20 protein-coding genes are annotated in these 24960 nt (G+C 28.4%); 16 read left to right on the top strand and 4 right to left on the bottom strand.

The annotated features are described in order from the left end of the window. Positions 1-4 precede the first annotated feature (4 nt). From SHK09_RS00475 to SHK09_RS00435, 10 genes are all read left to right on the top strand, one after another. The gene (locus tag SHK09_RS00475; RefSeq protein ID WP_319808799.1) at positions 5-757 is read left to right on the top strand and encodes a glycosyltransferase family 2 protein; all 753 of its coding nucleotides are present in this window, start codon (positions 5-7) and stop codon (positions 755-757) included. Further along, positions 741-1928 carry a hypothetical protein gene (locus SHK09_RS00470; protein WP_319808798.1) on the top strand — a complete coding sequence of 396 codons (1188 nt, stop codon included), beginning with the start codon at positions 741-743 and terminating at the stop codon, positions 1926-1928. Before SHK09_RS00475 ends, SHK09_RS00470 begins: the two co-directional genes overlap by 17 nt. Continuing rightward, positions 1906-2997: a glycosyltransferase gene (locus tag SHK09_RS00465; protein ID WP_319808797.1), complete on the top strand. Its 1092-nt coding sequence runs from the start codon at positions 1906-1908 to the stop codon at positions 2995-2997. Before SHK09_RS00470 ends, SHK09_RS00465 begins: the two co-directional genes overlap by 23 nt. Continuing rightward, on the top strand, positions 2997-4223 hold the full coding sequence (locus SHK09_RS15415; protein WP_413774267.1) for an O-antigen ligase family protein: 1227 nt from the start codon (positions 2997-2999) through the stop codon (positions 4221-4223). The genes SHK09_RS00465 and SHK09_RS15415 overlap by 1 nt, the downstream gene beginning before the upstream one ends. After that, the gene (locus SHK09_RS00460) at positions 4201-4746 is read left to right on the top strand and encodes a putative colanic acid biosynthesis acetyltransferase (protein ID WP_319808796.1); all 546 of its coding nucleotides are present in this window, start codon (positions 4201-4203) and stop codon (positions 4744-4746) included. Before SHK09_RS15415 ends, SHK09_RS00460 begins: the two co-directional genes overlap by 23 nt. Next, positions 4739-5905, top strand: a complete 1167-nt coding sequence (locus SHK09_RS00455; RefSeq protein WP_319808795.1) for a glycosyltransferase — start codon at positions 4739-4741, stop codon at positions 5903-5905. The genes SHK09_RS00460 and SHK09_RS00455 overlap by 8 nt, the downstream gene beginning before the upstream one ends. 41 nt (positions 5906-5946) lie before the next feature. Further along, positions 5947-7302 carry an undecaprenyl-phosphate glucose phosphotransferase gene (locus SHK09_RS00450; RefSeq protein WP_319808794.1) on the top strand — a complete coding sequence of 452 codons (1356 nt, stop codon included), beginning with the start codon at positions 5947-5949 and terminating at the stop codon, positions 7300-7302. Further along, positions 7302-8054 (top strand): glycosyltransferase, encoded by a 753-nt coding sequence (locus SHK09_RS00445; protein ID WP_319808793.1) that lies wholly within the window; start codon positions 7302-7304, stop codon positions 8052-8054. The genes SHK09_RS00450 and SHK09_RS00445 overlap by 1 nt, the downstream gene beginning before the upstream one ends. Positions 8055-8164: 110 nt before the next feature. Further along, positions 8165-9439, top strand: a complete 1275-nt coding sequence (gene purD, locus SHK09_RS00440; RefSeq protein ID WP_319808792.1) for a phosphoribosylamine--glycine ligase — start codon at positions 8165-8167, stop codon at positions 9437-9439. Continuing rightward, entirely contained in the window at positions 9439-10488 is a 1050-nt protein-coding gene (locus SHK09_RS00435; RefSeq protein WP_319808791.1) for a glycosyltransferase, read from the top strand. Before purD ends, SHK09_RS00435 begins: the two co-directional genes overlap by 1 nt. Here SHK09_RS00435 and SHK09_RS00430 read toward each other — a convergent pair. Then, positions 10453-11493, bottom strand: a complete 1041-nt coding sequence (locus SHK09_RS00430) for a sensor histidine kinase (protein WP_319808790.1) — start codon at positions 11491-11493, stop codon at positions 10453-10455. The two genes, SHK09_RS00435 and SHK09_RS00430, sit on opposite strands and share 36 nt — an antisense overlap. Positions 11494-11503: 10 nt before the next feature. Beyond that, entirely contained in the window at positions 11504-12202 is a 699-nt protein-coding gene (locus tag SHK09_RS00425; RefSeq protein WP_319808789.1) for a response regulator transcription factor, read from the bottom strand. A gap of 217 nt (positions 12203-12419) precedes the next feature. Between SHK09_RS00425 and SHK09_RS00420 the strand changes: the two genes are divergently transcribed. Together SHK09_RS00420 and SHK09_RS00415 are read left to right on the top strand one after the other, a co-directional pair. Further along, positions 12420-13190 (top strand): T9SS type A sorting domain-containing protein, encoded by a 771-nt coding sequence (locus SHK09_RS00420; protein WP_319808788.1) that lies wholly within the window; start codon positions 12420-12422, stop codon positions 13188-13190. 81 nt (positions 13191-13271) lie between these two features. After that, a complete protein-coding gene (locus SHK09_RS00415; RefSeq protein WP_319808787.1) occupies positions 13272-13988 on the top strand; it encodes a 3'-5' exonuclease in 717 nt (238 codons plus the stop codon). 60 nt (positions 13989-14048) lie between these two features. Here SHK09_RS00415 and SHK09_RS00410 read toward each other — a convergent pair whose 3' ends face one another. After that, entirely contained in the window at positions 14049-15917 is a 1869-nt protein-coding gene (locus tag SHK09_RS00410) for an ABC-F family ATP-binding cassette domain-containing protein (RefSeq protein ID WP_319808786.1), read from the bottom strand. A 246-nt stretch (positions 15918-16163) separates the two neighbouring features. Beyond that, on the bottom strand, positions 16164-20486 hold the full coding sequence (locus SHK09_RS00405) for a GEVED domain-containing protein (protein WP_319808785.1): 4323 nt from the start codon (positions 20484-20486) through the stop codon (positions 16164-16166). A gap of 401 nt (positions 20487-20887) precedes the next feature. Between SHK09_RS00405 and SHK09_RS00400 the strand changes: the two genes are divergently transcribed. The 4 genes from SHK09_RS00400 to SHK09_RS00385 all read left to right on the top strand — a co-directional run bounded on the left by SHK09_RS00400 (position 20888) and on the right by SHK09_RS00385 (position 24882). Next, positions 20888-21904: a sugar nucleotidyltransferase gene (locus SHK09_RS00400; protein WP_319808784.1), complete on the top strand. Its 1017-nt coding sequence runs from the start codon at positions 20888-20890 to the stop codon at positions 21902-21904. A gap of 71 nt (positions 21905-21975) precedes the next feature. Beyond that, positions 21976-22875, top strand: a complete 900-nt coding sequence (locus SHK09_RS00395; RefSeq protein ID WP_319808783.1) for a hypothetical protein — start codon at positions 21976-21978, stop codon at positions 22873-22875. A 1-nt stretch (position 22876) separates the two neighbouring features. Beyond that, positions 22877-23647, top strand: coding sequence for a DUF4292 domain-containing protein (locus SHK09_RS00390; RefSeq protein ID WP_319808782.1), 771 nt, complete (start codon positions 22877-22879; stop codon positions 23645-23647). A 50-nt stretch (positions 23648-23697) separates the two neighbouring features. Next, on the top strand, positions 23698-24882 hold the full coding sequence (locus SHK09_RS00385; RefSeq protein ID WP_319808781.1) for a murein hydrolase activator EnvC family protein: 1185 nt from the start codon (positions 23698-23700) through the stop codon (positions 24880-24882). The last annotated feature ends 78 nt before the right edge of the window (positions 24883-24960 follow it).

Here is a 24960-nt window from a genome sequence, read left to right as displayed (position 1 = left end):
AAATATGTTGTTTAGTATTGTTACTGTAACATTTAATAGTGGAGAAACATTAAAAAGAACAATAAATTCTTTGTTGTCTCAAACTATATCTAATTTTGAGTTTATCATTGTTGATGGAAAATCATCTGATAATACTGTAGATATTATTAAATCTTTCGAACAAGGGTTTGCGGAGAAAGATATTAGATTCACATGGATTTCTGAAAAAGACACAGGTATTTATGATGCTTTTAATAAAGGAGTAAAATTAGCTAAAGGAAATTGGATTTCTTTTTTAGGGTCTGATGACTTTTATACAGAAAATGCATTAGATCTTTATGCAGAACAAATAAAAAACCAATCAAAAGAGTTAGATTTTATTCATTCTGTAGTAAAAGTTGAAGGTAAGAAAGTTATAAAGGATAAATGGGAATGGAAACATTTTAGAAAAGGAATGAATATTGCTCATGTTGGTGCTTTTCACAGTAAAAATTATTTTAAAAAATACGGACTTTATAATACCAATTATAAAATTGCTGGAGATTATGAATTATTATTAAGGGCTAAACAGCATTTAAAAACGCATTGGTTTAATGAAGTAACAGCTATAATGGCAGATGGAGGCATAAGTAATAGCCAAGTAAAAAATGTTTATTTAGAAACCACAAAAGCAAAAATAGAATCGGGCAAAATAAATTACTTTGTATCTAAATTATATTATTTTAAGTGGATGTTTAAATATAGAGTAAAAACAATATTAAATGCGATTATTAGATAAATATATAATTTTTAGTAGTGTTTTTGCTTTGTTTACAGAAGCATGTTATTTTCATTTTGTAATAGATGTAAAACTCTATTACGTTATTTTAATATGTAATTTTTTATTATTAGCCAAAACTAAAAAGATTACAATTCATAAAAACTTAATTATTATACTTGGCTTTTTTACTATTCATGGTGTTGTGAGTTATTTATTGCTACTTAATCCTATACAATCGTTAATAGCTCAATTATTAGGTATTTCTTTAAGTAGTATTTATTATCAAAACTTAATAAAATATTTTAGTGTAAAAAAACTTTTTGAAGCATATTTAGATTTCTCTTTTTATATAGCAATTATAGCGATACCAATGTTTTATTTAAATATAAACGTTTTTTCGGTAGGTAGATTAAATGGTATTCTAGCAGAACCAGCACATTATGCAGCTATAATGTTGCCTGCAATTTATTCTTTTCTTAGAAAAAAAAAATATGTAAGATTATTGGTAGTACTATTAACCGTAATTTTATCAAAATCATCTATAGGTTTTATTGGTTTAGCTTTAATTATTATAATTCCATTAGTTAAAGTTAAAGTCTTTTTAAAGTACTCTTGGATTGTAATTTTATTATTAAGTTTTAGTATTTATTATTTAAGTACAGTTTGGGATAAGCCAACAGATCGTAGTGGAGTTAGTTCTCTTGTAATTAGGCTTAAAGAGACAGAAAAATCTTTAGGATCCATTTTTTCAGGTAAGTTTGAAAAGAATACAAATTTAAGTTCTTATGCTTTTTTAAGTAATGCCTTTATTACAAAAGAAATTCTTCTAAATAAGCCTTTAGGCACTGGGTTAGGGAGCTATAGACATGAATATGATAAATATTATTCTAAAATGAAACCACCTGCTTATCTAATTAGGATGAACCTTTCTAAAATAAACAAAACAGACGCAAACTCTTTGTTTTTTAGAATGGTGAGCGATTTTGGAATATTTGCTTTTCTTCTAATAGCTTATTTTATATACAGAAGCTTTAAATTATTTAAAAATGAAAAAAGAATAGCACAACAAAGTATATTTTTCTATTTAACCCTAAAATTAATTAGAGAGGGACATTATTTTCCTCCTGAGTTTTACTTTTTTTTACTAATTTTCTTAAAAAATTCTGATGAAGATATTACATGTAGTTGAAGATTATTCGATTGAAAGTGGAGGGTTAAGGACTGTTATAAAAAACTTGAACTTTTATTTAAATAAAGGTAGTTTTTCTTCCTATATATTATCTTCTAAGAAAGAAAAAGAAGATAATATTTTTTTAGTTAAAACTAATAAACCTTGGTTGTATTCTAGGGAGTGGAAAGCAAAAATTATTTCTTTAAATGATGAATATAAATTCGATTTAATTCATATTCATGGTGTTTGGACTTATCCTCAGTATATCTCTGCTAAATTTTGTGTAGAAAATGAAATCCCCTTTATAGTAAGCGCTCATGGTATGTATGAGCCATGGTTATGGGAAAAAGGAACCGTAAAAAAGAAACTTTATTTTAATATTCTTACAAAGAAATTGTTTAAAAAAGCAAGTTTTATACATGCGATAACCCCTTCAGAAAAAGATAATTTAGCATTGCTTTTTAATAAAAAGGATGTTGTAGAAATACCAAATTTAATTACCAAAACTTCATTTACACTTAATACATTAACGGGTAGTAATGATAAATATATACTTTATTTAGGAAGGTTAGATGAAAAAAAAGGCATTGATATTTTATTAAAAAGCTTTTCAAAAATAAAAAATAAAAATTATACAATAAAAATTGCAGGTCAAATTAACAACTATAAAAAAGAACTAAATCTTTTAATAGATAAATTGGGTATAAGTAAAAGGGTAACGTTTTTAGGTTTAGTTTCTGGTAATAAAAAAATAGAATTAATTAGAAATGCATTTGTCCTCGTAGCACCTTCTCATTCAGAAGTTATTGGTATGGTAAATTTAGAAGGAGCTATATTAAAAACACCAGTAATTACTACGCATCAAACTGGGTTAAGCCCTCTTTGGAATGAGAATGGAGGTAAATTAATAAATCCAATTGAGATCGAGTTGGAAAATGCTTTAAATGAAGTTTTAAGTTGGTCTGATTTTGAAAGAGACGAGAATGGAGAAAAACTGCATAATTTTGTAATTGAAAATTATTCATGGGCCAAAAGATTTAAAGATTGGAATCATTTATACAATAGTTCTATTAATAAAAATAAATAATGCAAAAACATCTAGAGAATTTTACTAAAATAGCTTTTATTTCTTTGGCAACATTACCATTGTTAAAAGTTAATTTTAATTCAATGTTAATAATTTTATGCGCATTACTTACTATTTACTTCTTAGTAAAAACAAAAAAAAAGATTTTTTTTCCTCTAAAGTACTTATTGTTAATATTGCCTTTTTTGATGTATTTCTGTTATGAAATTATTTCTGGGAGTTTTAATGTTTCTAGAATTTTAATACAATTACCTTTTCTAATTTTTCCTCTTTTATTTATATTTAAACCAGATTTTATTAATTATAAAATAAAAGAATTATCCTTTTTTGTTTTTCAATGTTCTGTAGTTTTTCAAAGTATAATTTATCTGTTTATTTTTTTAAAAAGTAACTCATTAGTAACGTTGTTTAATATAAGTCCAGAAAATATTCCTTTTTTTAGACAATATGTAATGAGTAATTATTTTTTTGAAATTCACCCAACTTATTTCAGTGCCTTTTTATTAGTTAGTATTACCCTCTCTTTTTTTAACTTTAAAAAGTTTATGATATTTAATTTTTTAAATATTATTATATCCATTTTTTTTCTATTTTTATTCAGTTCAAGAGTTATAATTCTTTTATTATTTTTTACAATAATATCCTTTATCCTTTATATTCTAATTAACGAAAAAGGGAAAATTAAATATGTATTTGTTTTTGGTAGTTTATTGATTTTAACTTTCTTTTTAATTTTTGGTAGTGAAATTATAAAGAAACGATTAAATGAAACTATTACAGAAATTAATAAACCAGTAGAAGGCAATTATCATAATTCTACAAACGTTAGAATGGCAATTTATAAATGTGACTATTTGTTAATAAAAAATATTCCTTTTTTTGGTTTTGGTAATAATATTCAAAATGAATTAAATCGATGCTACAAAGAAAATAACAACAGTAATTTTTATAAAATAAGTACCTATAACTCACATAATTATTATTTTAATCTAATTTTATATGGTGGGTGGTTTTTTCTTGTACTTTTTTTATTTTACTTGTGTACTCTTTTTAAACATCTAAGATATTCTGCCTTAGGAATATTTATTTTTATTCAATTTTTATCTATAAATATTACCGAAAATTATTTATCAAGACATTATGGTATAGTATTATTTTGTTACTTTACGTCATTATTTATTTTTTTTAAAAAAGAGAAGTTTAATGCAGCAACTAAATACATTTAAATTACCCCAAAACTTTAGAGGCAGAAATGCTTTTGTAGTACAATTATGGTGGCTTGTTCAAAGTATTTTATTTAGTAATTCGCCACAGTTTATGTATGGGTTTAGACGTTTTTTATTACGTTTATTTGGTGCAAAAATTGGTGAAGATGTAATTATTAGACCAACTGTTAGAATTACATATCCATGGAAAGTTTCTATTGGGGATTATTCTTGGATTGGAGACGATGTAGTTTTATATTCTTTAGGAGAAATAGAAATTGGGAATAATGTAGTTGTATCGCAAAAATCTTATATATGTGCTGCTTCTCATGATTATCTAAAGTCAAATTTCCCTATTTTTGCTCAAAAGGTTACTATTAAAGATGAATGTTGGTTAGCAACAGATGTTTTTGTAGCACCAGGAATTACAATACACAGAGGTACTGTTGTAGGTTCTAGAAGTAGTGTTTATAAAGATTTACCAGAAAATAAAGTTTGTATGGGTAATCCTGCAAAAATAATTAGAGAAAGAAAAATTGAATAAGAAAGAAAATATTTTAATAATCTCTCCTTTTTTTTATCCTGAACCAATTTCTACAGGAAAGTTTAATACTAATTTTGTAACTAGTTTAGTCGAAAAGGGGCACGCAGTAACTGTTTTATGCTTCCATCCATTTTACCCAGATTGGAAAGTGAAAGAAAGTAACCATCAACTAAAAGGTGTTGAAATTATAAGAGGAGGAAAACATTTATTTTTCACAAAAAAAACAATTTTTAGAAGATTAATTTTAGAATTTAGTTTTGCTTTTTTTGTGTTAAGAAAACTATATAAAAATCAAAAAAATAAAGATTTAATAATACCAATATTTCCACCAAGTTTTGCTTTTTATTTTATACTGCCCTTTCTTAGTAAAAGGATACGAAAAGTAGGAATGGTACATGATTTACAAGAAATTTATTCGGAAGGGAAAACAGGTTTTCTAAATAATTTTATTAAATTTTTTATTCATAAAATTGAAAAAAAATGTTATCAGAATTGTAATAAACTACTATTTTTATCTCATGAAATGAAAAATGAGGCTAAAAAATTATATAATTTAGCTGAAGATAAATTAGAAGTTCAATACCCTTTTATAACATTAAAAGATCATATTACTAGCGACTTAGATTCAATATTCGATAAAGAGAAAATTAATGTTGTTTATTCTGGTGCTTTAGGAGAAAAGCAGAATCCTATGGAGCTTTTTAGCTTTTTTACAGAAGCATCTAAAAAAATAGAAAATACGATGTTTTATATTTTTTCTGAAGGAGAAACTATTAAGAAACTAAAAAAGTTAAATAACAACAAGAAAATTATTTTTCATAATTTAGTAAATAAGGAGAATTTAGAAGAATTATATAGTAAGAGTTCTATTCAAATAATTCCTCAAAAAGAAAATACATCAAAGGGTTCCTTACCATCAAAGTTACCTAATTTATTGGCTTCGGGTTGTAAAGTTTTAGTAATAACTGATCCTAAAAGCGAAATTGAAGAATTCTTTACAAGTAATAATTTAAGCTTAGTTGCTACAAAATGGAATAATAATTTATTGGTAGAAAAGTTGAAATTTTTAATAGATAAGAATGTAGACATAGAACATCAACAAATTGTAGCCAAAAAAAAGTTTACAATTGATGAAATGATTCTTAAAGTTTTTCGTTAAAATTATATATTTGTTCTTAATTAACTCAACCCAACCTTAGTTTGAAGAAAAGATACTCAGACCTAATAAAACCATTACAAGTTTTATTAGATATTTTTATTATTAACCTTATAGTTTATATTGTCTATGACACGGCGTATTTAAACGTATACTTCTTATCTTACATTACTATTTTTTGGGTATTAGCATCTCATTTTTCTGGATTCTATAAAGTATACCGCTATACTAGTTTATTAAAGGTTTTTGTGCTTTTGTTAAAGCAATTTCTAGGTTTTATCCTTGGGTATTTTGCTTATTTTGGTGTGTTTAAAGAAGGCGAAGTTGTTCATAATCAATTTCTAATTTTATTATCTATTGTAATAACTATTACTTTTTTTAAGTTTTTATGGCTATTTTTATTAAAAGAATATAGATCACTTGGTAATAACTCTAGAACAACAATTGTTGTAGGTTTCGATGATTCATCAAAAAACATTATAAAACTTTTTAAAAGTAAATCTAATTTAGGTTATAATTATTTAGGATTCTTTTCAGATAAAAAAACCAAGAATAAAGAATTTTTAGGAAAAGTAGAGGCTGTTTTTAATTATGTAGCTCATAATGATGTAGATGAAATTTATTGTTCTTTGTCATCCTTAGATAAAGAGGAAATAAAACAAATAAATAAATTTGCAATAAATAAAGATATCGTCTTAAAATTAATTCCTAACACTACAGAACTTTTTAGTAAAAACCAAAGTGTAGAGTATTATGATGATGCATTAATGGTTCTTAATGTAAATAAACTTCCTTTTGAGTTTACAGAGAATTTCTACATTAAAAGAGTTTTCGATATTTTCTTTTCAATTTTTGTTTGTATAACCATTCTTTCTTGGTTAATGCCCGTTTTATGGATTTTAGTTAAATTAGAGTCGAAGGGGCCGTTAGTATTTAAACAGGGTAGAGAAGGTATTAACGGTAAAGAATTTGTTTGTTATAAGTTTAGATCTATGAAGGTGAATGAACAGTCAGATAAAGTGCATGCTACAAAAAATGATGTTAGAGTTACTAAAATAGGCGCGTTTTTAAGAAAAACAAGTGTAGATGAGTTGCCACAGTTTATTAATGTACTTTTTGGAGATATGAGTGTTGTTGGTCCAAGACCACATTTAGAGAGCCTTTCATTAGAATATCAAAAAGATGTAGACGATTATTTAAAAAGACATATTGTAAAACCTGGTATTACAGGTTTGGCTCAAATTAGTGGTTATAGAGGAGAAGTAAAAAGGAGTTCTGATATTAAAAACAGAGTGCGTTTAGATATTTTTTACATAGAAAATTGGTCGTTTCTTTTAGATGTTAAAATTATAATACAAACTGTTTTAAATATTTTTAAAGGTGAAGAAAAAGCATATTAATGAATGTGAAATTCAAAATAACAGCCACTATTGTTCTTTACAATGAAAATGTTTCTGTTCTTAGAAAAACAATTCAATCTTTTTTAGAAATACCTTTCTCAAAAAAACTGTTTCTTATTGATAATAGTTTAACAAATAGGTTAGAAGAAGAGTTTAATCATCCAGAAATAGTATATGTTTTTGTGGGCAAAAATATTGGTTTTGGAAGTGCACATAACTTTGTCTTACCAGAGCTTCATTCTCAGTTTCACTTAGTTTTAAATCCAGATGTTATTTTTTCTTCGGATGTTATACCTAGTTTAATAAAAGTTTTAAATAAAGAACCAGAAGTGTCTTTTATAACACCAAAGGTGCTTTACCCTAATAAAGATGTGCAATACGTATGTAGAAAGCATCCAACTTTTTTTAATTTAATAAAAAGAAAGTTAAATTTTTCTAGTCGTAAAATAAAAAATAACGAGTATCAAAACCAAGATTTAGAAAAACCCTTTCATCCAGAATTTATTCATGGGTGTTTTATGTTTTTTAAAACTGCCGATTTTAAGCAATTACAAGGTTTCGATGAGCGTTATTTCCTTTACATGGAAGATGCAGATTTATGTAGAAAAATTGATGGTATTGGAAAAAAGAAACTCTATTACCCAAAGGTTAATATCTTACATCAGCATCAAAAAGGATCATCAAAAAGTATAAAATTATTTTTATATCATCTTTCATCAGCATTTAAATATTTTTTTAAATGGGGGTTTTAACTTACTATTTTTTTACCAATTAAGATTTGCCATAAAATGTCTTTCCAACGAAAGCAAGAATCCAAAGAATTTAAAATATATTTGCAATAACAACAACAACACAACAAACAATGAATGTACTTATTTTAGGTTCTGGAGGTAGAGAACACTCTTTTGCAATTAAATTATTAGAAAGTAAAAAAATTAATAAACTTTTTGTTGCGCCAGGTAATGCTGGTACAGACAAATTGGCAACTAATATAGATCTTAATTTAACAGATTTCGAAGCAATTAAAAATACTGTTTTAGAAAACAACATTAAAATGGTTGTTGTTGGTCCGGAAGTACCTTTGGTAGCCGGAGTACACGATTTCTTTTTGGCAGACGAACAGTTGAAAGATATTCCAGTAATTGGTCCTAAAAAAGACGGAGCATTGTTAGAAGGATCTAAAGATTTCTCTAAACAATTTATGCAAAAACATGGCGTTCCAACAGCAAGATATCAATCTTTTACGAAAGATAATTTACAAGAAGGTTTTACTTTCTTAGAAACCTTAGCACCACCTTTTGTATTAAAAGCAGACGGTTTAGCAGCAGGAAAAGGAGTATTAATTTTAAACTCTTTAGAAGAAGCAAAAACCGAATTAGAAGATATGGTTTCTAACAAAAAATTCGGAGAAGCATCTACAACCGTTGTTATCGAAGAATTTTTAAAAGGAATAGAATTGTCTGTTTTTGTTTTAACAGACGGAAAAAGTTATAAAATTTTACCATCGGCAAAAGATTATAAGAGAATTGGTGAAGGAGATGCAGGATTAAATACTGGCGGAATGGGCGCAATATCTCCTGTACCATTCGCAGATAAAGCTTTTTTAGATAAAGTAGAAGAATTGGTTGTAAAACCAACAATTGCAGGTTTACAAAAAGACGGAATAGATTATAGAGGTTTTATCTTTATTGGTTTAATGAATGATAACGGAAACCCTTCTGTGGTTGAGTATAATGTAAGAATGGGAGATCCTGAAACAGAAGTTGTTTTACCAAGAATTGAGTCAGATTTATTTGATTTGTTTGAAGGAGTTGCAAATCAGAATTTACATGAAAAATCTTTTTCTGTAACAGAGAAAACAGCAACAACAGTAATGTTAGTTTCTGGTGGTTACCCAGAAGCTTATGAAAAAAATAAAGAAATTACAGGTTTCGATTCTGTAGATGAATCTATAGTTTTTCATGCAGGTACTACTATTAAAGACAATAAAGTAGTTACAAGTGGTGGTAGAGTTATGTCTGTAACTTCACTTGGCGATACAATAGAAGAGGCTTTAGAAAAAAGTTATAGAAGTATTCATAAAATTAATTTCGATAAGATGAATTACAGAAAAGATATTGGTTTCGATTTAATATAATGAAGAAAAAAATAATTGTTGCACCTTTAAATTGGGGGCTAGGTCATGCCTCGCGTTGTGTACCAATTATTAATGCTTTAATTAAAGATAATTTTACACCAATAATTGCCTCTGACGGTAGTTCTTTAGAGTTCCTAAAACAAGAGTTTCCTTATTTAGAGACTTTACATTTGCCTTCTTACAACATTAAATATGGTAAGAATTTAAAGAAGAATTTATTTCTACAATTGCCTACAATTTTAAGAGCAATAAAAGAAGAAAGAAAAATTATAGAACTTTTTATAACCAAGAATAGTACTGTTTCTGGTATTATTTCAGACAATAGGTTTGGTGTAAGAAGTTCTATTATTCCTTCAATATACATTACGCATCAAATAAATATTTTATCTGGACTTACTACTTTTTTTACAAGTAGAATTCACCAAAACATTATAAAAAAGTTTGATGAATGTTGGATTCCAGATAACTCAAATTCTGAGTTTTCAGGAAAATTATCTACATCTAGTCGTAAATTAAATCAAAAATTTATTGGAGCTTTAAGTAGGTTTAAAAGAGAAGAATTAGAGCAAAGTATAGCTGTTTTAATTATTCTTTCTGGTCCAGAACCCAATAGAACCTTTTTGGAAGAAAAGTTGATTTCAGCGTTTAAAAATGATAAAAGGAATGTTGTTTTTGTTTTAGGTAAGATAGAAGCTGTTCAAAAAAGTTGGGTAATTAATAATTGTACGTTTTATAATTTTCTTTTATCCGAAGAACTAGAACATAAAATAAATTCATCTAAAGTTATCTTATGTAGGTCTGGTTATTCATCAATTTTAGATTTGGCAGTCTTAGGTAAAAAAGTATTTTTTATTCCTACTAAAAATCAACCAGAACAAGAATATTTAGCCAATTATTTAGAGGATACTAAATTGGCTCCTTTTTCTGAAGTAGCAAATTTTACATCAGAAAAACTAAAAGAAGTTAAGTTTTATAAAGGTTTACAAGTAGCTAAGGTAGAATTTGATGTTGCTTTATTTAGCCTTTTCCATAGTAAAAGAAAACTCTGATCCTTCGCCATAAGTACTTTTTAGTAAAACGGTTTGGTTATGTGCTTCAACAATATGTTTAACAATAGATAAGCCCAAGCCAGAGCCACCTTGTTCTCTAGATCTACTTTGGTCTACTCTGTAAAAACGTTCAAATAAACGAGATAGGTGTTGTTGTCTAATACCTTCTCCATTATCTATTACTCTAATTACAAATTTATTATTATTGTAGCTGTCTGCAGCAACAATAGTTGTTCCGTTTGGTTTACCGTATTTAATAGAGTTTACAACAAGGTTAATTAGAACTTGTTCTGTCTTTTCGATATCACCAATAACAAAAATGGGAAAGTCGTAAATTCTATCAAATTTTAAAATAATATTTCTTTTTTTCGCCTTCATTTCAAACAAATCGAAAACAGTTTGTATGATTTCTAAAATATTAAAAACCTCCATATTTAGTTTTAAACCATCTGTTTCTAATTTGGCAATCATATCTAAATCTTTGGTTACAGCAACCAATCTTTCTACACCTTTATTAGCACGTTCTAAGTATTTTAAACGAATATTCTTGTCGTCCATTGCACCTTCTAGAAGTGTAAGAATATAGCCTTGTACCGTAAAAAGTGGCGTTTTTAATTCGTGTGCAACATTTCCTAAAAAATCTCTTCTAAAAGAATCTCTTTCTGTTAAACTTTTTATTTCTAAACGCTTTCCTTCTACATATTTTTGCATGCGTTTAGAGAGTTTATCTATATCTGTAGTTACAGATTCTTTTCTTAAATCTTTAATATCTAAAATTGAAACATCTTCGTATATTTTTTTTATTCTCCTATAAATAAAATGTTCTGCTCTATATTGGGTAATAAAGAAAGAAATAGTAAACAAAGTTATAATAGAAATTATTATGCTAGTAATACCTAGGTTATTAGCAATAAAAAAGTATGCTACAGTAGCTATTACAACAGATAATAAAGTTAAATATGCTGCAGACCAAAGTGCATAAGAATATGTTTTTTTAATTTTCATTAATGCAAGTTTATTTATCTGCGTCTAATAAAACAAACTTATAACCAACACCTTTTACTGTTTTAAAATGATCGTCACCAATTTTTTCTCTTAATTTTCTAATATGAACATCTATTGTTCTACCACCAACAACAACTTCATTTCCCCAAACAGTATCTAAAATTACTTCTCTTTTAAATACTTTTCCTGGTTTAGATGTTAATAAAGAAAAAAGTTCGAATTCTTTTCTTGGTAAAGAGATTCTGGTTCCTGCTTTATAAACAACATACTCTTCTCTATCAATAACAATATCTCCAATTTTAAAAGTTTCTTCACTTTCTTGTTCAGACTTTAATCTTCTAAGTAAAGATTTTACTTTACTTACTAAAACTTTTGGCTTAATTGGTTTGGTTATATAATCATCTGCACCAGCTTCAAAACCAGCAACCTGAGAGTAATCTTCGCCTCTTGCTGTTAAAAATGATATTATTACGTTTTCTAAAGAGGTTATTTTTCTAATTTTTTCACAAGCTTCAATACCATCCATTTCTGGCATCATAATGTCTAGTAAAATTAAATGTGGAATATTTTTTTTAGCAGATTTAATAGCTTCTTGACCATTAGTTGCTGTAAAAATTTGGTAACCTTCACTTCTAAGATTGTAACCAACAATTTCTATAATGTCTGGTTCATCATCAACCAATAGAATTTTAATATCGCTTTTATTCATAGTTTCATAAGAATGTAGGTATCAAAAATAGCAATTATTATATTACTACAACTGTTCTTAACAATCATTTAATTTTTAGAAGAGCAGAGATAACGTTTACTTAACGGTAGAATCTCTTCAGAAATTTAAAGTCTGATAAACAGATTGTTAATGATTACGTAACAAAAGGTTTTTTAAAAAATGCTATCTTTGATATTCAACTAATAAATATATACACATGAAAAAAAATTACATTTTTACTTTATTTTTATCTTTAATTACTGCATTGTCTTTTGGGCAAGGTGCTGAGACATTTACTAACTCGACAGCAACAAATTCTTATTCGGACGGAAGTTTTGTTGGTGAGAACGGTGTTACTTGGACTTATGTAGCTTCTAGACAGGCAGATGGTAATTTTAATAGCACAGAAATTACTACAATGAATTTACCTGCACTTTTACTAAGAAGATCTTCTGATGATAGCAAGATAACTTCTAGTACTGTTTCTGGTGGTATAGCAGATTTTTCTTTAAAGCTATTTAAAGGATTTACTGGAGGAGGTGATAGACAGGTTGAACTTTTTGTAAACGGAGTTTCTAAAGGAGTTTCTACTATTTTCGATGATTTTACCGAGCATGTTTTTAATGTAAATGGAATAAACATAGCAGGTGATGTTATTATTGAAGTTAAAAACACAACAGGTAAGCAAATTATTATTGATGACTTAACTTGGACTGCTTATGATGCTACTGCTTCTGTAAAAGATAACGCTATAGAAGGTTTTGCAACATACCCAAACCCTATAACAAATAATGAGTTTACTGTTTCTTCGTTGTCTAATGCAGCAAAAAGTATAACTATATTTAATTTACTAGGTAAAAAAGTTTTATCAAAAAACTTTTCTGGAACAAAATCTACAATAGATGTTTCTACAATAAATGCAGGAATCTACATTTTAAAAGTTACTGAAGAAGGTAAGACTTCTACCAAGAAATTAGTAATTAGATAAGTTTTGTAAATAAATTATAGAAAGCCTCGAATTTTTTCGGGGCTTTTTTTTTGATTATCTTTAGACTAGAAAAAGAAAAAGATGAATATAAAAACAAAACTAAATAATATATTGTTTTTAGATATTGAAACTGTACCTCAAGAAGAAAATTGGGATAGTCTATCTATAGAAATACAAGAATTATATAAGAAAAAAACGGCCTACCAACGTAAAGATGAATTTACTACAGAAGAGTTTTATGAACGCGCAGGTATTTGGGCAGAATTTGGTAAAATTATATGTATTTCTGTTGGTTACTTTATAGATAATGAAGGAGTGAATCAGTTTAGAGTAACCTCTTTTTTTGGTGATGATGAAGCAAAGCTTTTAAACGAATTTAAACTTTTACTAACAAGTCATTTTTCTAAGTCTGCACATGTTTTGTGTGCACATAATGGTAAAGAATTCGATTTTCCGTTTATTGCTCGAAGAATGATTGTGCATCAAATAGAATTACCTAATAAGTTAAATTTGTTTGGTAAAAAACCATGGGAAGTTCCGCATTTAGATACCTTAGAACTATGGAAGTTTGGTGATTATAAACATTATACTTCTTTAAAATTGTTAACGGCTATTTTAGGAATTCCTTCGCCCAAAGATGATATTGATGGAAGTGAAGTTGCACAAGTGTATTATAAAGAAAAAAATATTAAAAGAATTGTAGATTATTGTGAGAAAGACACCATTGCTGTTGCCCAAGTTTTTCTTAGATTTAATAATCAAGAATTATTAAAAGACACAGATATTGTAAGTGTATAATTTTGTTTGATCGAGCTAGATTTTATAGCTCGATCAAACATTTTTTTTAAAAAAAAATAGTTAGTTTTCTAATTTCATAGAAAGCTCAAACCAACGTTCTTCTTTCTTTTCTAGGTTTTCAATTGTTTCTTGTAACTCTTCAGATTTTTTTGCAATATCTTCAGGTGCAATTTCTACATTTAAAAACTCTTGTTCTATACTAGCTTTTCTTTTTTGAAGTCTTTCTATATCGCCTTCTAAAGCACCAAATTCTCTTTTTTCATCGAAACTTAAAGTGTTTTTAGTTGCTTTTTTTTCTTGCTTTTTTTCTTCTTTTTTTACAGTAGGTTTTGCTGCAATTTCTTTTGGTGCAGAACCATCATAAGCTCTAAAGTCTGAATAATTTCCTGGAAAATTCTCTACAACACCTTCGCCTCTAAAGACAAAAAGTGCGTCTACAATTTTATCCATAAAATACCTGTCATGCGAAACAACTAATAAGTTTCCTGGGTAATCTAATAAGAAATTTTCTAAGACATTTAAAGTAACAACATCTAAATCATTTGTAGGTTCATCTAGAATTAAAAAGTTAGGATTCTGAATTAAGACAGCACACAAATACAAACGTTTTTGTTCACCTCCAGAAAGTTTTTCAACAAAATCATATTGTTTTTTCTTATCGAATAAGAAGCGTTCTAATAATTGAGAAGCAGATATTTTTCTTCCTTTAGAAAGTGGAATAAATTCTCCAAATTCTTTTACAACCTCAATAACTTTTTGTCCTTCTTTTATGGTAATTCCTGCTTGCGTGTAATATCCGTATTTTACGGTTTCACCTAAAACAACTTTTCCACCATCTAATTCTGTTGTTTCTGTTATAACATTTAAAAAAGAAGATTTTCCTGTTCCGTTTTTACCAATAATTCCAATTCTTTCGCCTCGTTTAAAAATATAATCGAAACCATCTAAAATCTTCTTATCACCGTAAGATTTATATACTTTATGAAGTTCTAGAATTTTACTTCCTAAACGTTCCATATTAATTTCTAATTGAACTTGATGATCTTTTCTACGTTGGTGTGCGTTTTCTTTAATTTGATAAAAATCATCTGTTCTAGACTTCGATTTTGTAGTTCTAGCTTTTGGCTGCTTACGCATCCATTCTAATTCTTTTTTAAATAAACTTTTAGCTTTACCTAAATTGGTTGCCTCTAAAGCTAAACGCTCTTCTTTATTTTGTAAATAGTAAGAATAATTTCCTTTGTATTTATATATTTTACCTTCATCTAATTCTAAAATCTCATTACAAACACGTTCTAAAAAGTAACGATCATGCGTTACCATAAATAGTGTTATTTTTTCTTTTGCGAAAAAAGCTTCTAACCATTCGATCATTTCTAAATCTAAATGATTTGTTGGCTCATCTAAAATTAATAAATCTGGTTTATTAATAAGAACTATTGCTAAAGACAGCCGTTTTCTTTGTCCACCAGAAAGTGCGCCAACCTTTAAGGTTAAATCTTCTAATTTTAATTTCGATAAAATTTGTCTGTATTGTGTTTCAAAATCCCAAGCATTATGTTGGTCCATTAAATCGAATGCAGCTTGGTAAGCGTCACCATCATCAAGGTTTTTTAATGCTTTTTCATATTGATTTACAATAGAAAGTACTTTATTATCAGTAGCGAAAATAGTTTCCTCAATAGTTAAATCAGGATTTATGTCATCTTTTTGAGCCAAATAAGCCATAGAAATACCTTTTCTACTTACAACTTGACCAGAGTCTGGAACATCTAAGCCAGCAATAATGTTTAGTATAGATGTTTTACCACTACCGTTTTTTGCAACGAAAGCTACTTTTTGATCTTTGTTAATACCGAAAGAAATGTCTTCAAACAAAATTTTCTCTCCGTAAGATTTCGAGATGTTTTCTACTGATAAATAATTCACTATGTGTATTTTTTTACAAAGAAACAAAAAACCCAAGCAAAGGCTTGGGTTTTTGAATCATTTAATTTTTAGGGGGTGCATTAGGGTGCTAATTAAATAATTTTGATGTTGTAAATATATAGTTAAACAAAGCACTTGTCAATCCCTGAAAACAGTATGTTTTTCGTGTCCCTGAATTCAGGGTTACCTATCCCTGAATTCAGGGATAGATGACTTAATAGATTGAGTAATACTTAAGGTTTAACTTTACTTTTTTACAAACTTTTTTAATAAAGTTTCCTCTCCATCGTTAATTTGAAGGATATAAACTCCTGTTTTTAATTCACTTACTTTAATAGTGTTTGTTGTTAATTTTCCTGTTTTAATTGTTTGCCCTAAAACATTTAGAATTTTGTAACTGTTGGCTCCATTTGTAACTAATTCGATATTTAAAGCATCTTTTGCAGGGTTAGGATATACATTAAATGCATTAAGCTTCGTTCCTAATTGAAAAGTATTCAAATTATTTACAGTTGTAGCAGCAGCGTTTGTTAAGGTAACATTGTCTATTGCAATATCTGCTTGCCAGGTAGAACCTGTAATTCTATTAAAACGTAATTTAATATTACTGTTTAAATAGCTAGATAAATCGATACTTGCTAACAACCATTGGTTTCCTTTGTTTCCTGTTTGATTCCAAATATTTGTCCAGTTTGCTCCATCATCTGTACTAATATCTACTGCAATAGAACCCATATTTGTTGCGCCAAACATATGGTAGTTAAAGTTAAATGAAGCCGCATTTAAATTGGTTAGATTAAAACAAGGAGACGTTAATATTGCTTGTTTTGTTGGGTAACCAGTATTGTTTCCAGAGGCTTCTACAAAAATATAAGAACTGCCTTGGTTTGCAGAAGATGGTCCTGTTCCGTTAGAAGGTGTGCCATTTGTTTTAACAGACCAGTTTATATCATCTGATGAAGATTGAGACCAATTCCCTATATTTCCTTCAAAACCTTCAGAATATGGAAAAGTATTAATTCCGTTAGAACAGCCACTAGTAATAACTTCGTTTACATTTACCGTTCTAGATATTTGTGAGGCTTTATTTCCAGCAACATCACTTACATTGTAATTTAGAGTATAAGTTCCAGCAATATTTGTATTAACAGTTCCTGTTTTAATAATTGAACTAGTTAAATTACCGTCTGCGTTATCTGAAGCGGTTGCACCTAAATCATTATAACTATCATTAACATTTATATCTACAATTGTTGCTCCGTTTAAACTAATAATTGGCGCAGTTGTGTCTAGTGGTGTGTTTTCTATGTTTATAACATAATCTTCAACTTCACCATATGTAAAGCTTTGGCAAGCTGTAGGTATTGCATTATAGCTCATAGAAACTCGCATTCTCGTAGAAGTTTCTTGTGTATTTGTAGGTATTGTAAAGGTTGAAGAAACGGTAGTGTTTTGGCTAGGAGTTATTGAAGCAATTTGCTCGCCAGCATCCGTAAAATCTCCATCTTTGTTAAAATCTATCCACGCAGCGTACCCTTCATTATAATTTGTACCTGTCCATGTTGGTGTAATTGTTATTGTATACGAATTTCCTTTTGTTAATGTTGTAGATATTCCTGTAAAATCTGAATAAAACTGAGCTCCAGAGTTATTATTTATACTTCCTAGTGTTACATTGCTTATAAATTCATCATTTGTATTAGAGCTTTGTGAAGAGCAATAATCAATTGCAGTTGTATTTGTAGTTACAGTTAAAGTATTACTTACGTTAGATGTATTTCCGACTTGATCTTTTGCTCTTATAGAAAAAGAATATACAGAGTTGGGTGTTAGGTTATTTACCGTAAAAGAATTGTCTACTGTATTACCTATAACTGTATTGTTGTTTAAGATATCATAAGAAGTTACTGCTATATTATCTGTTGAAGCTGTCCATGTTAAACTAACACTTGTATCTGTGTTCGATGTTGAAGTTAGTGAGTTTGGTGTGCTAGGTGCTTCTGTGTCTTGAGCATTAGATGAAGTAAATTTACCAGTAAAGACTCCTCTACCATAAGTAGATGCTATAATTTTATTGTTATTATCGTCACCATTTACAGCCCAGTAATCTAAAGAAGTTACACTAACGTCACTCATTCCATTGTAAGATTGAGTCCAAGTTGGGTTTGCGTTATTAAAATTTGTTGTTGCCCAAACTCCTAATTGGGTTGCAATAATAGCTTCGTTTCTAGTTAATGGGTTTTGTAAGAAATCTCTTACCGGAATATTTGGTAAGTTTCCTTCTTTACTAGTCCAAGAAGTTCCTCCATTAGAAGTTGCCCAAACACTTATTACACCATAATTATGCATGGTAACAAAAATATCATTTGCAGTTGCTCCAAATCTAATTGTAGAAACAGCACCTACAAAAGGAGTTGTAACAGTGCTCCAAGTTGCAGTAGTATTAGTGACACCAGTTAAACGAATTAAACCTCCGTTTTCTAAACCAACATACCAAGTATTGTTTACAAATGGTGAGGCTCTAAAAGCTGTAGGTTTTGCAGTTAAAGCAGCGTTTGTTAAAGTTCCGTTACTATTAGCAGCAACGTTAAAACTTTTAATTGCAAGGTTAGCACCTGCAGAACCATTTGTTAATAATCTATTTGCATTACTATCATAATCCATAGGGTTTACAAAGTCTCCGGTTGTTTGATCGTTTGATAAAGTGGTTGCGCCTCCTTGTCTTCTTCCTAGTCCATTCCAAGGTAAATTAAATCTATAAATTACATTATTTGTAAAAGTAGCTGTCATGTATTGACCGTCTTTATCAACAAAAGTGTAAAAACCATCACCATCAGAAAGTTCTTCAGAACCATTAATGCCTGCAATAGCATTTCTAAAAGCTTGTGAACCGTTATCTTGGGCTCCAGCTGTAAAAATTCCAGCTGTATCTCCGTTTCCATTTGGTCCAATTCCTGCTTTTACATATTGTGTAACATTGTAATTGTTATTTCTTACTGAAATTGCATTTGATGAATTTGATGCACCAGATAAACTAGAAGCATAAAAAATACCACCATCATTACCAAAAACAGCTTGATTTGTGTTTCCTGGTCTAAAGGTCATTGCATGTTGATCTGCATGCACAAAAGGAGTGTTTAATGTGTTTAACCCAGGGTTGTTAGACCATTTAGAAATTTGTGTCCATCCAGAAGCACTGTTAGTAGATCTAAATAAATCAATACCACCAACATATAAAATATTATCATTAGTAGGATTTACTTCAATCATTAAATCGTAAAAAGCTTGTCCACGAGTAAAATCTGCAGCGCTAATTCCGTTGTCTGCGTCATTTGGTAATGCTTTTGTAGTAACGGTAGCAAAACCATTTGTAGTTCCATAAACATGAACTGGGGCAGCGGCAGTTGTTCCTTGTGTTAAGGCGTACATTTTGTTTGCATTTGTAGAAGAAACAGCCAATTCTACTCTGTTAGATTCTGTTAAAGGAGAAGCAGTAGCTTCTGTCCAAGTTGCTCCGTTTGAAGAACTAAAAACACGTCCGCCAGCATCACCTAAAGGAGAACCAATAGTTCCCATCCAAATTTTATTATCGGCAGCAACTTCAAAATCATTTGGAGTGTAGTAATACGTAGTTCCACTAAAATCATATGTTAAATTTGTAGATTCTATACGAGACCAATTTGTTCCACCGTCTGCAGAACGATAAATACCAGAAGATTGTAAACCTAACCAGTTTCTAGGATTTCCAGAATCGCCATAAACAGAAGCTCCAACTGCAACAAATAACTCTGTATTTGTTCCGTTATCCCAAGCTAAAACATCATTTACATAATAAACACCTTTTAAAAATAAATTAGAAGCGTTAAAGTCGAAAGAATCTGGTCCAGAAGCAGGAATTATCAATGCATTCCAACTATTTCCACCATCTGTTGTAACATAAACTCCGTTACCAACAACATCACCAGCCGTATACTGTTCTCCTGTACCAACATACCATCTGTTAGAATTTCTTGGATCTACAGAGATTGAAGTTACTGCTAAATTTCCAGGAACATTTTGCACTCTGCTCCATTGAGAATTAGCATTTGTTATATTTGTGTTTTTCCATAATCCACCAGAAACACCACCAGCAAAAACTGTATTTGCGTTTGCGTCATTAGGATCAAATAACATAACTCTAGTTCTACCACCTACATCATTAGGTCCTCTTTCTTCCCATGCGTTTGTTGCGTTTCCTGGGTTTTTTCTTGCAAGTCTTTTCGTTTTAAGTTCTTCTCTTAATTTTGTTAAGCTTCCATCATCTAACTTTCCGGTAGATGGGTTAATTGTTAACTCCCACATTTGTTCAAAATACCTATTTGGTGGAAGGCCGTTTAGTTTTCTTTTTTTCTTATCCCATTTTAAGGTTTCCTTGTAAGGACTATTTTTTACGAAGCTTTCTAGTTTTTTTCTTTGTGATAAGAGCGTGTCTTTTTTATTTTCTGAATTTAATTTTTTGTTTAAAATGAGTGTAACTGATAAAATAGCAATTCCACTAACTAATAGGGGTTTAAGGTATTTTTTTTTCATGTAAATATTGTTTTAATAATATAGGGTTATATAAAATATTTATAAATTATTAATAATATTGATTTTTATTAGTTAATTAATCATAAATTATTAATAATAGTTTATCAAAAATACTAAAATATTAAATTTAATGCAATCCCTGAAAACAGTGTTTATTTAGTATCCCTGAATTCAGTAGTGTTTGTCCCTGAATTCAGGGATGCTGTTTTTTTTGATTTGTAGCTGTAGTTGATCTTAAGTGATTATAAAGGTTAAGCTCTTCTTTGTCATATTTTTTAATAGTATTGGATATTCTTTTTTAGAATTGTCTTAATACTTTTTTTACTTCTGACTTTTGTTATATTTTTTTAGAATCTTTTTAATAATGGTATATTGCACCTTTAATTTTGATAAAAAAATATATGAAGATAATTGTACCAATGGCAGGAATTGGTTCTCGTTTGAGACCACATACTTTAACAGTTCCAAAACCCTTAACAGTAATAGCTGGTAAACCTATTGTACAAAGGTTGGTAGAAGATATTTCTTCTGTAATAGACGAGAAGATAGATGAGATTGCTTTTATTATAGGACCTGCAAAAAAAGGATTTCCAGCAGATACAAAAGCTAATTTATTAAAAATAGCAAAAGAATTGGGTGCTAAAGGTTCTGTATATGTACAAGAAGAAGCTTTAGGAACTGCACATGCGCTTTATTGTGCTAAAGATTCTTTAAGCGGACCTTGTGTTGTTGCTTATGCAGATACTTTATTTAAGGCAGATTTTAAATTAGATTCTAATGCAGATGGCGCAATTTGGGTAAAACAAGTAGAAGACCCAAGTGCTTTTGGTGTTGTTAAGGTAGAAGATGGTTTTATAAAAGATTTTATAGAAAAACCAAAAGAATTTGTTTCAGATTTAGCAATTATAGGTATTTACTATTTTAAGGATGGGGATAGAGTAAGAAATGAAATTCAATATTTAATTGATAACGATTTAAGAGAAAATAATGAATATCAATTAACCAATGTATTAGAAACTTTAAAGAGTGATGGTGCTAAATTTATTCCTGGAACTGTAAGTGCTTGGATGGATTGTGGTAAAAAAGACCCAACAGTAGATACAAATAAACAAGTTTTAGGATTTGAACACGATGCTGGTAATAATTTAGTTTCTAAAGACGTTGTATTAGAGAATTCAGAAATTATTCAACCTTGTTACGTTGGAAAAAATGTAGTTTTAAAAAACACAAAAATAGGACCTTATGTTTCTATAGGAGAAAATAGTGTTGTAGAAAATGCTACAATTACAAATTCTTTAATACAAACAAACGTGTTAATTTCTAATGCAAAATTAGACAATGCTATGATTGGTAATTATGCGAAGTATGATGGTAATTTTACGTCTGTTAGCATTGGTGATTATACAGAGTTAACTTAATGGCTATTATAAAAACGTTACATATAAGAGAGAAGGGGCGTTTGCAAAATTGCAAATGTCTTCTTTTTTCGATGTTCTTTTTTTTCTTTTTTATACAATCTAAAGCTCAAGATAGTATTCCTGCAGCAAAGGATTTAACAGAAGAAAAAGAATTAAAATTTCAACAGTTTTTTTTTAAAGCATTGTCTCAGAAATCTATTGGAAATTACCAAAAAGCAATAGAAAACTTAGAAAACTGTAACCAGATATTACCAAATGATTTAACGGTGTTTTATGAGTTTTCTAAAAATTATTTAGAATTAAACAATACACTTTTAGCAAAAGAATATATTAATAGAGCTATTGAAAAAGATGCTAAAAATATTTGGATGCAAAAACACTTGGTTAAAGTGTTTGTTAAAGAAAGAAGTTTTTCTGAAGCAATAAAAATTCAACAAAAAGTAGTTGCTTTAAATTTAAAAGAAAGAGATTATTTAGCAAAGCTTTATTTACAAAATAGAGATTATAAAAATGCTTTATATATAATGAATGCTTTAGAAAAAGATAATTCATTATCATCTAACCTTAAAAGAATAAAAGAGAGTTTAGAAAAAAGTAAAAAACCTATAGTAAAAAGGCAAGAAGTTATACAAGATGTTTTTAAAAGGTTTGAAACCGATAAGTCTTATGCTGTTTTAAAACAGATTTTAGAAGCTTCTAAAGAAGAATCAGCAAAACTTTTAAAGTACAGTGGAGAAGGTATTTCATTATTTCCTGCGCAACCTTTTGTGTATTTAATGAATGGTAAAGCGTTAAATGCTAATAAAGATTATAAAAAAGCGTTAGAGTCTTTAAAAAACGGAATTGATTTTGTTATTGAAGATGCAATGGAAGCAGATTTTTATAATGAAATGGCAACTTCATTTAAAGGATTAGGAAATACATCCGAAGAAAAAAAATATAGAGAAAAGTCTAAAAAGTTAAAAAAATAAAATGCGATATTTAAAATATATATTAGTGTTAACTATTGTTTTTACTTCTTGTAAAACAAAAAAATATGCAATAGATTCTAATGTAATTGCAAAAGAAATGTCTGCAAAAAAAGTAGTAAGAAAACATGTTGCTGCCAATTTTAATAAAGAAACTATAGATGCTAAGTTTAAAGCTAATTTTAATGACGGTAAAACGAAACAAAGTATTTCTGTCTATTTAAAAATAAAGAAAGACGAGGTAATTTGGTTAAAAGGAACAAAGTTTATAAGTGTTTTTAAAGCAAAAATAACTCCAGAAAAAGTAAGTTTTTATTCGCCTTTAGAAAGAAAGTATTTCGAAGGAGATTTTTCTATGTTAGAAAAATTATTAGGAACAGAAATTAACTTTAAACAATTGCAAAACTTATTTTTAGGTCAGGCTATTTTAGATATTAAAAAGGAGAAGCAAAATGTAGCAATTGTAGATAATTCTTATGTTTTATCTCCGCAATTACAAGCAAATTTATTCGACGCTTTTTTTGCCGTAAATCCTGGGCATTTTAAACTAGACAACCAGTCTATTTTAAATTCATTAAAAGGTCAACGTTTAGATATTAAGTATCCTTCTTATAAGTTGGTAAAAGATGAAGTTTATCCTCAAGAGATTAATATAATTGCAAAGCAGAAAGGTAAAGTAACTTCGATCGATTTTATTTTAAAATCTGTTGAATTTAATACAGATATAAATACTTCTTTTACAATTCCTAAAGGATATAAACGCATCAATTTATAGTGATTAAAACTCGATTTTATATAACAATTTTTATACTACTTTTTAGTTGTTTGTCTTCTTTTAGTCAAACAAAAAAAGAGTTAGAACAACAACGAAGAAAATTAAAAAAAGAGATTGCTCAAGTAAATAGTTTGCTGTTTAAAGAACAGAAGAGAGAGAAGAATGTTCTTGAAGATTTAAAAGATTTAAATCAGAAAATAGATGTTAGATTAAGGTTAATACGTACTATTAATTCTGAAGCAAAATTATTGTCTAATGAGATTTCTAAGAATAAAAAGGAGATTGCTAAGTTAGAAAAAGAACTTTCGCTTTTAAAGGCAGATTATGCCAGCATGATTTTTAAGTCTTACAAAAGTAAATCTCAGCAAAGTAGAATGATGTTTTTGTTATCTTCTCAAAATTTTCACCAAGCGTATAAACGTTTAGAGTATATGAAACAATATACTTCGTTTAGAAAAAAACAAGGAGAAGAAATTGGTTTTCAAACAGACTTGGTTAAAAAAATGAACGATTCTTTATTGTTTCAAAAACAAATGAAAGACACTTTAATTCTTTCAGAAAAAGACCAAAAACAAAAGATAGAATTAGATAAGAAGAATAAAGAGAAATTAATTTCTACTATTAAAAAGAAAGAGCAAAAGTATAAAAGAGAAATTCAGAATAAAATAAATGCAGATAAAAGAGTTGCAGAGAAAATAGATAAAATTATTAGAGATGAAATTGCAAAGGCAAATAGAATTGCAAACGCAAAACTAAAAAATAAACCAAAAGTTACTAAGAAAAACGAGTTTGTTTTAACTCCGGAAGCAAAGGCATTGGCAACAAAGTTTGAACTAAACAAGGGTAAGTTACCTTGGCCTGTAAAAGAGGGTTTAATAACCAGAAGGTTTGGTAAACAATCTCACCCAACTTTTCCTGGAATTACAATTAATAGTACAGGATTGCATATGGTTACCCAAAGAGGAAAAAGTGCACAAGCTATTTTTAACGGAACAATTTTAAATATTTTAGTTACTTCTGGCGGACGAAAAAATGTTCTAATTCAGCATGGTAACTATATAACTTCATATAACAACTTAGAAAAGTTGTATGTTAAAAAAGGAGATAAGGTTAAAACAGGCCAGAATATTGGTCAAATATTTACAGATAAGGTTTCTGGGAAAACGACTTTAATCTTTGTTTTGTATAAAAACACAACCAAATTAAATCCTTCTTCTTGGATTTTAAAAAGATAAAACTTCATTAAAAATGTATTTGCGTCAATATTTTTATTGAATGCAATAATCTGTCTTTTCCATTCTATTTATTTTTGT

This window comes from Polaribacter sp. PL03 (assembly GCF_033875165.1).
Taxonomy (GTDB): Bacteria; Bacteroidota; Bacteroidia; order Flavobacteriales; family Flavobacteriaceae; genus Polaribacter.
This window is presented reverse-complemented; position numbering and strand designations above follow the sequence as displayed.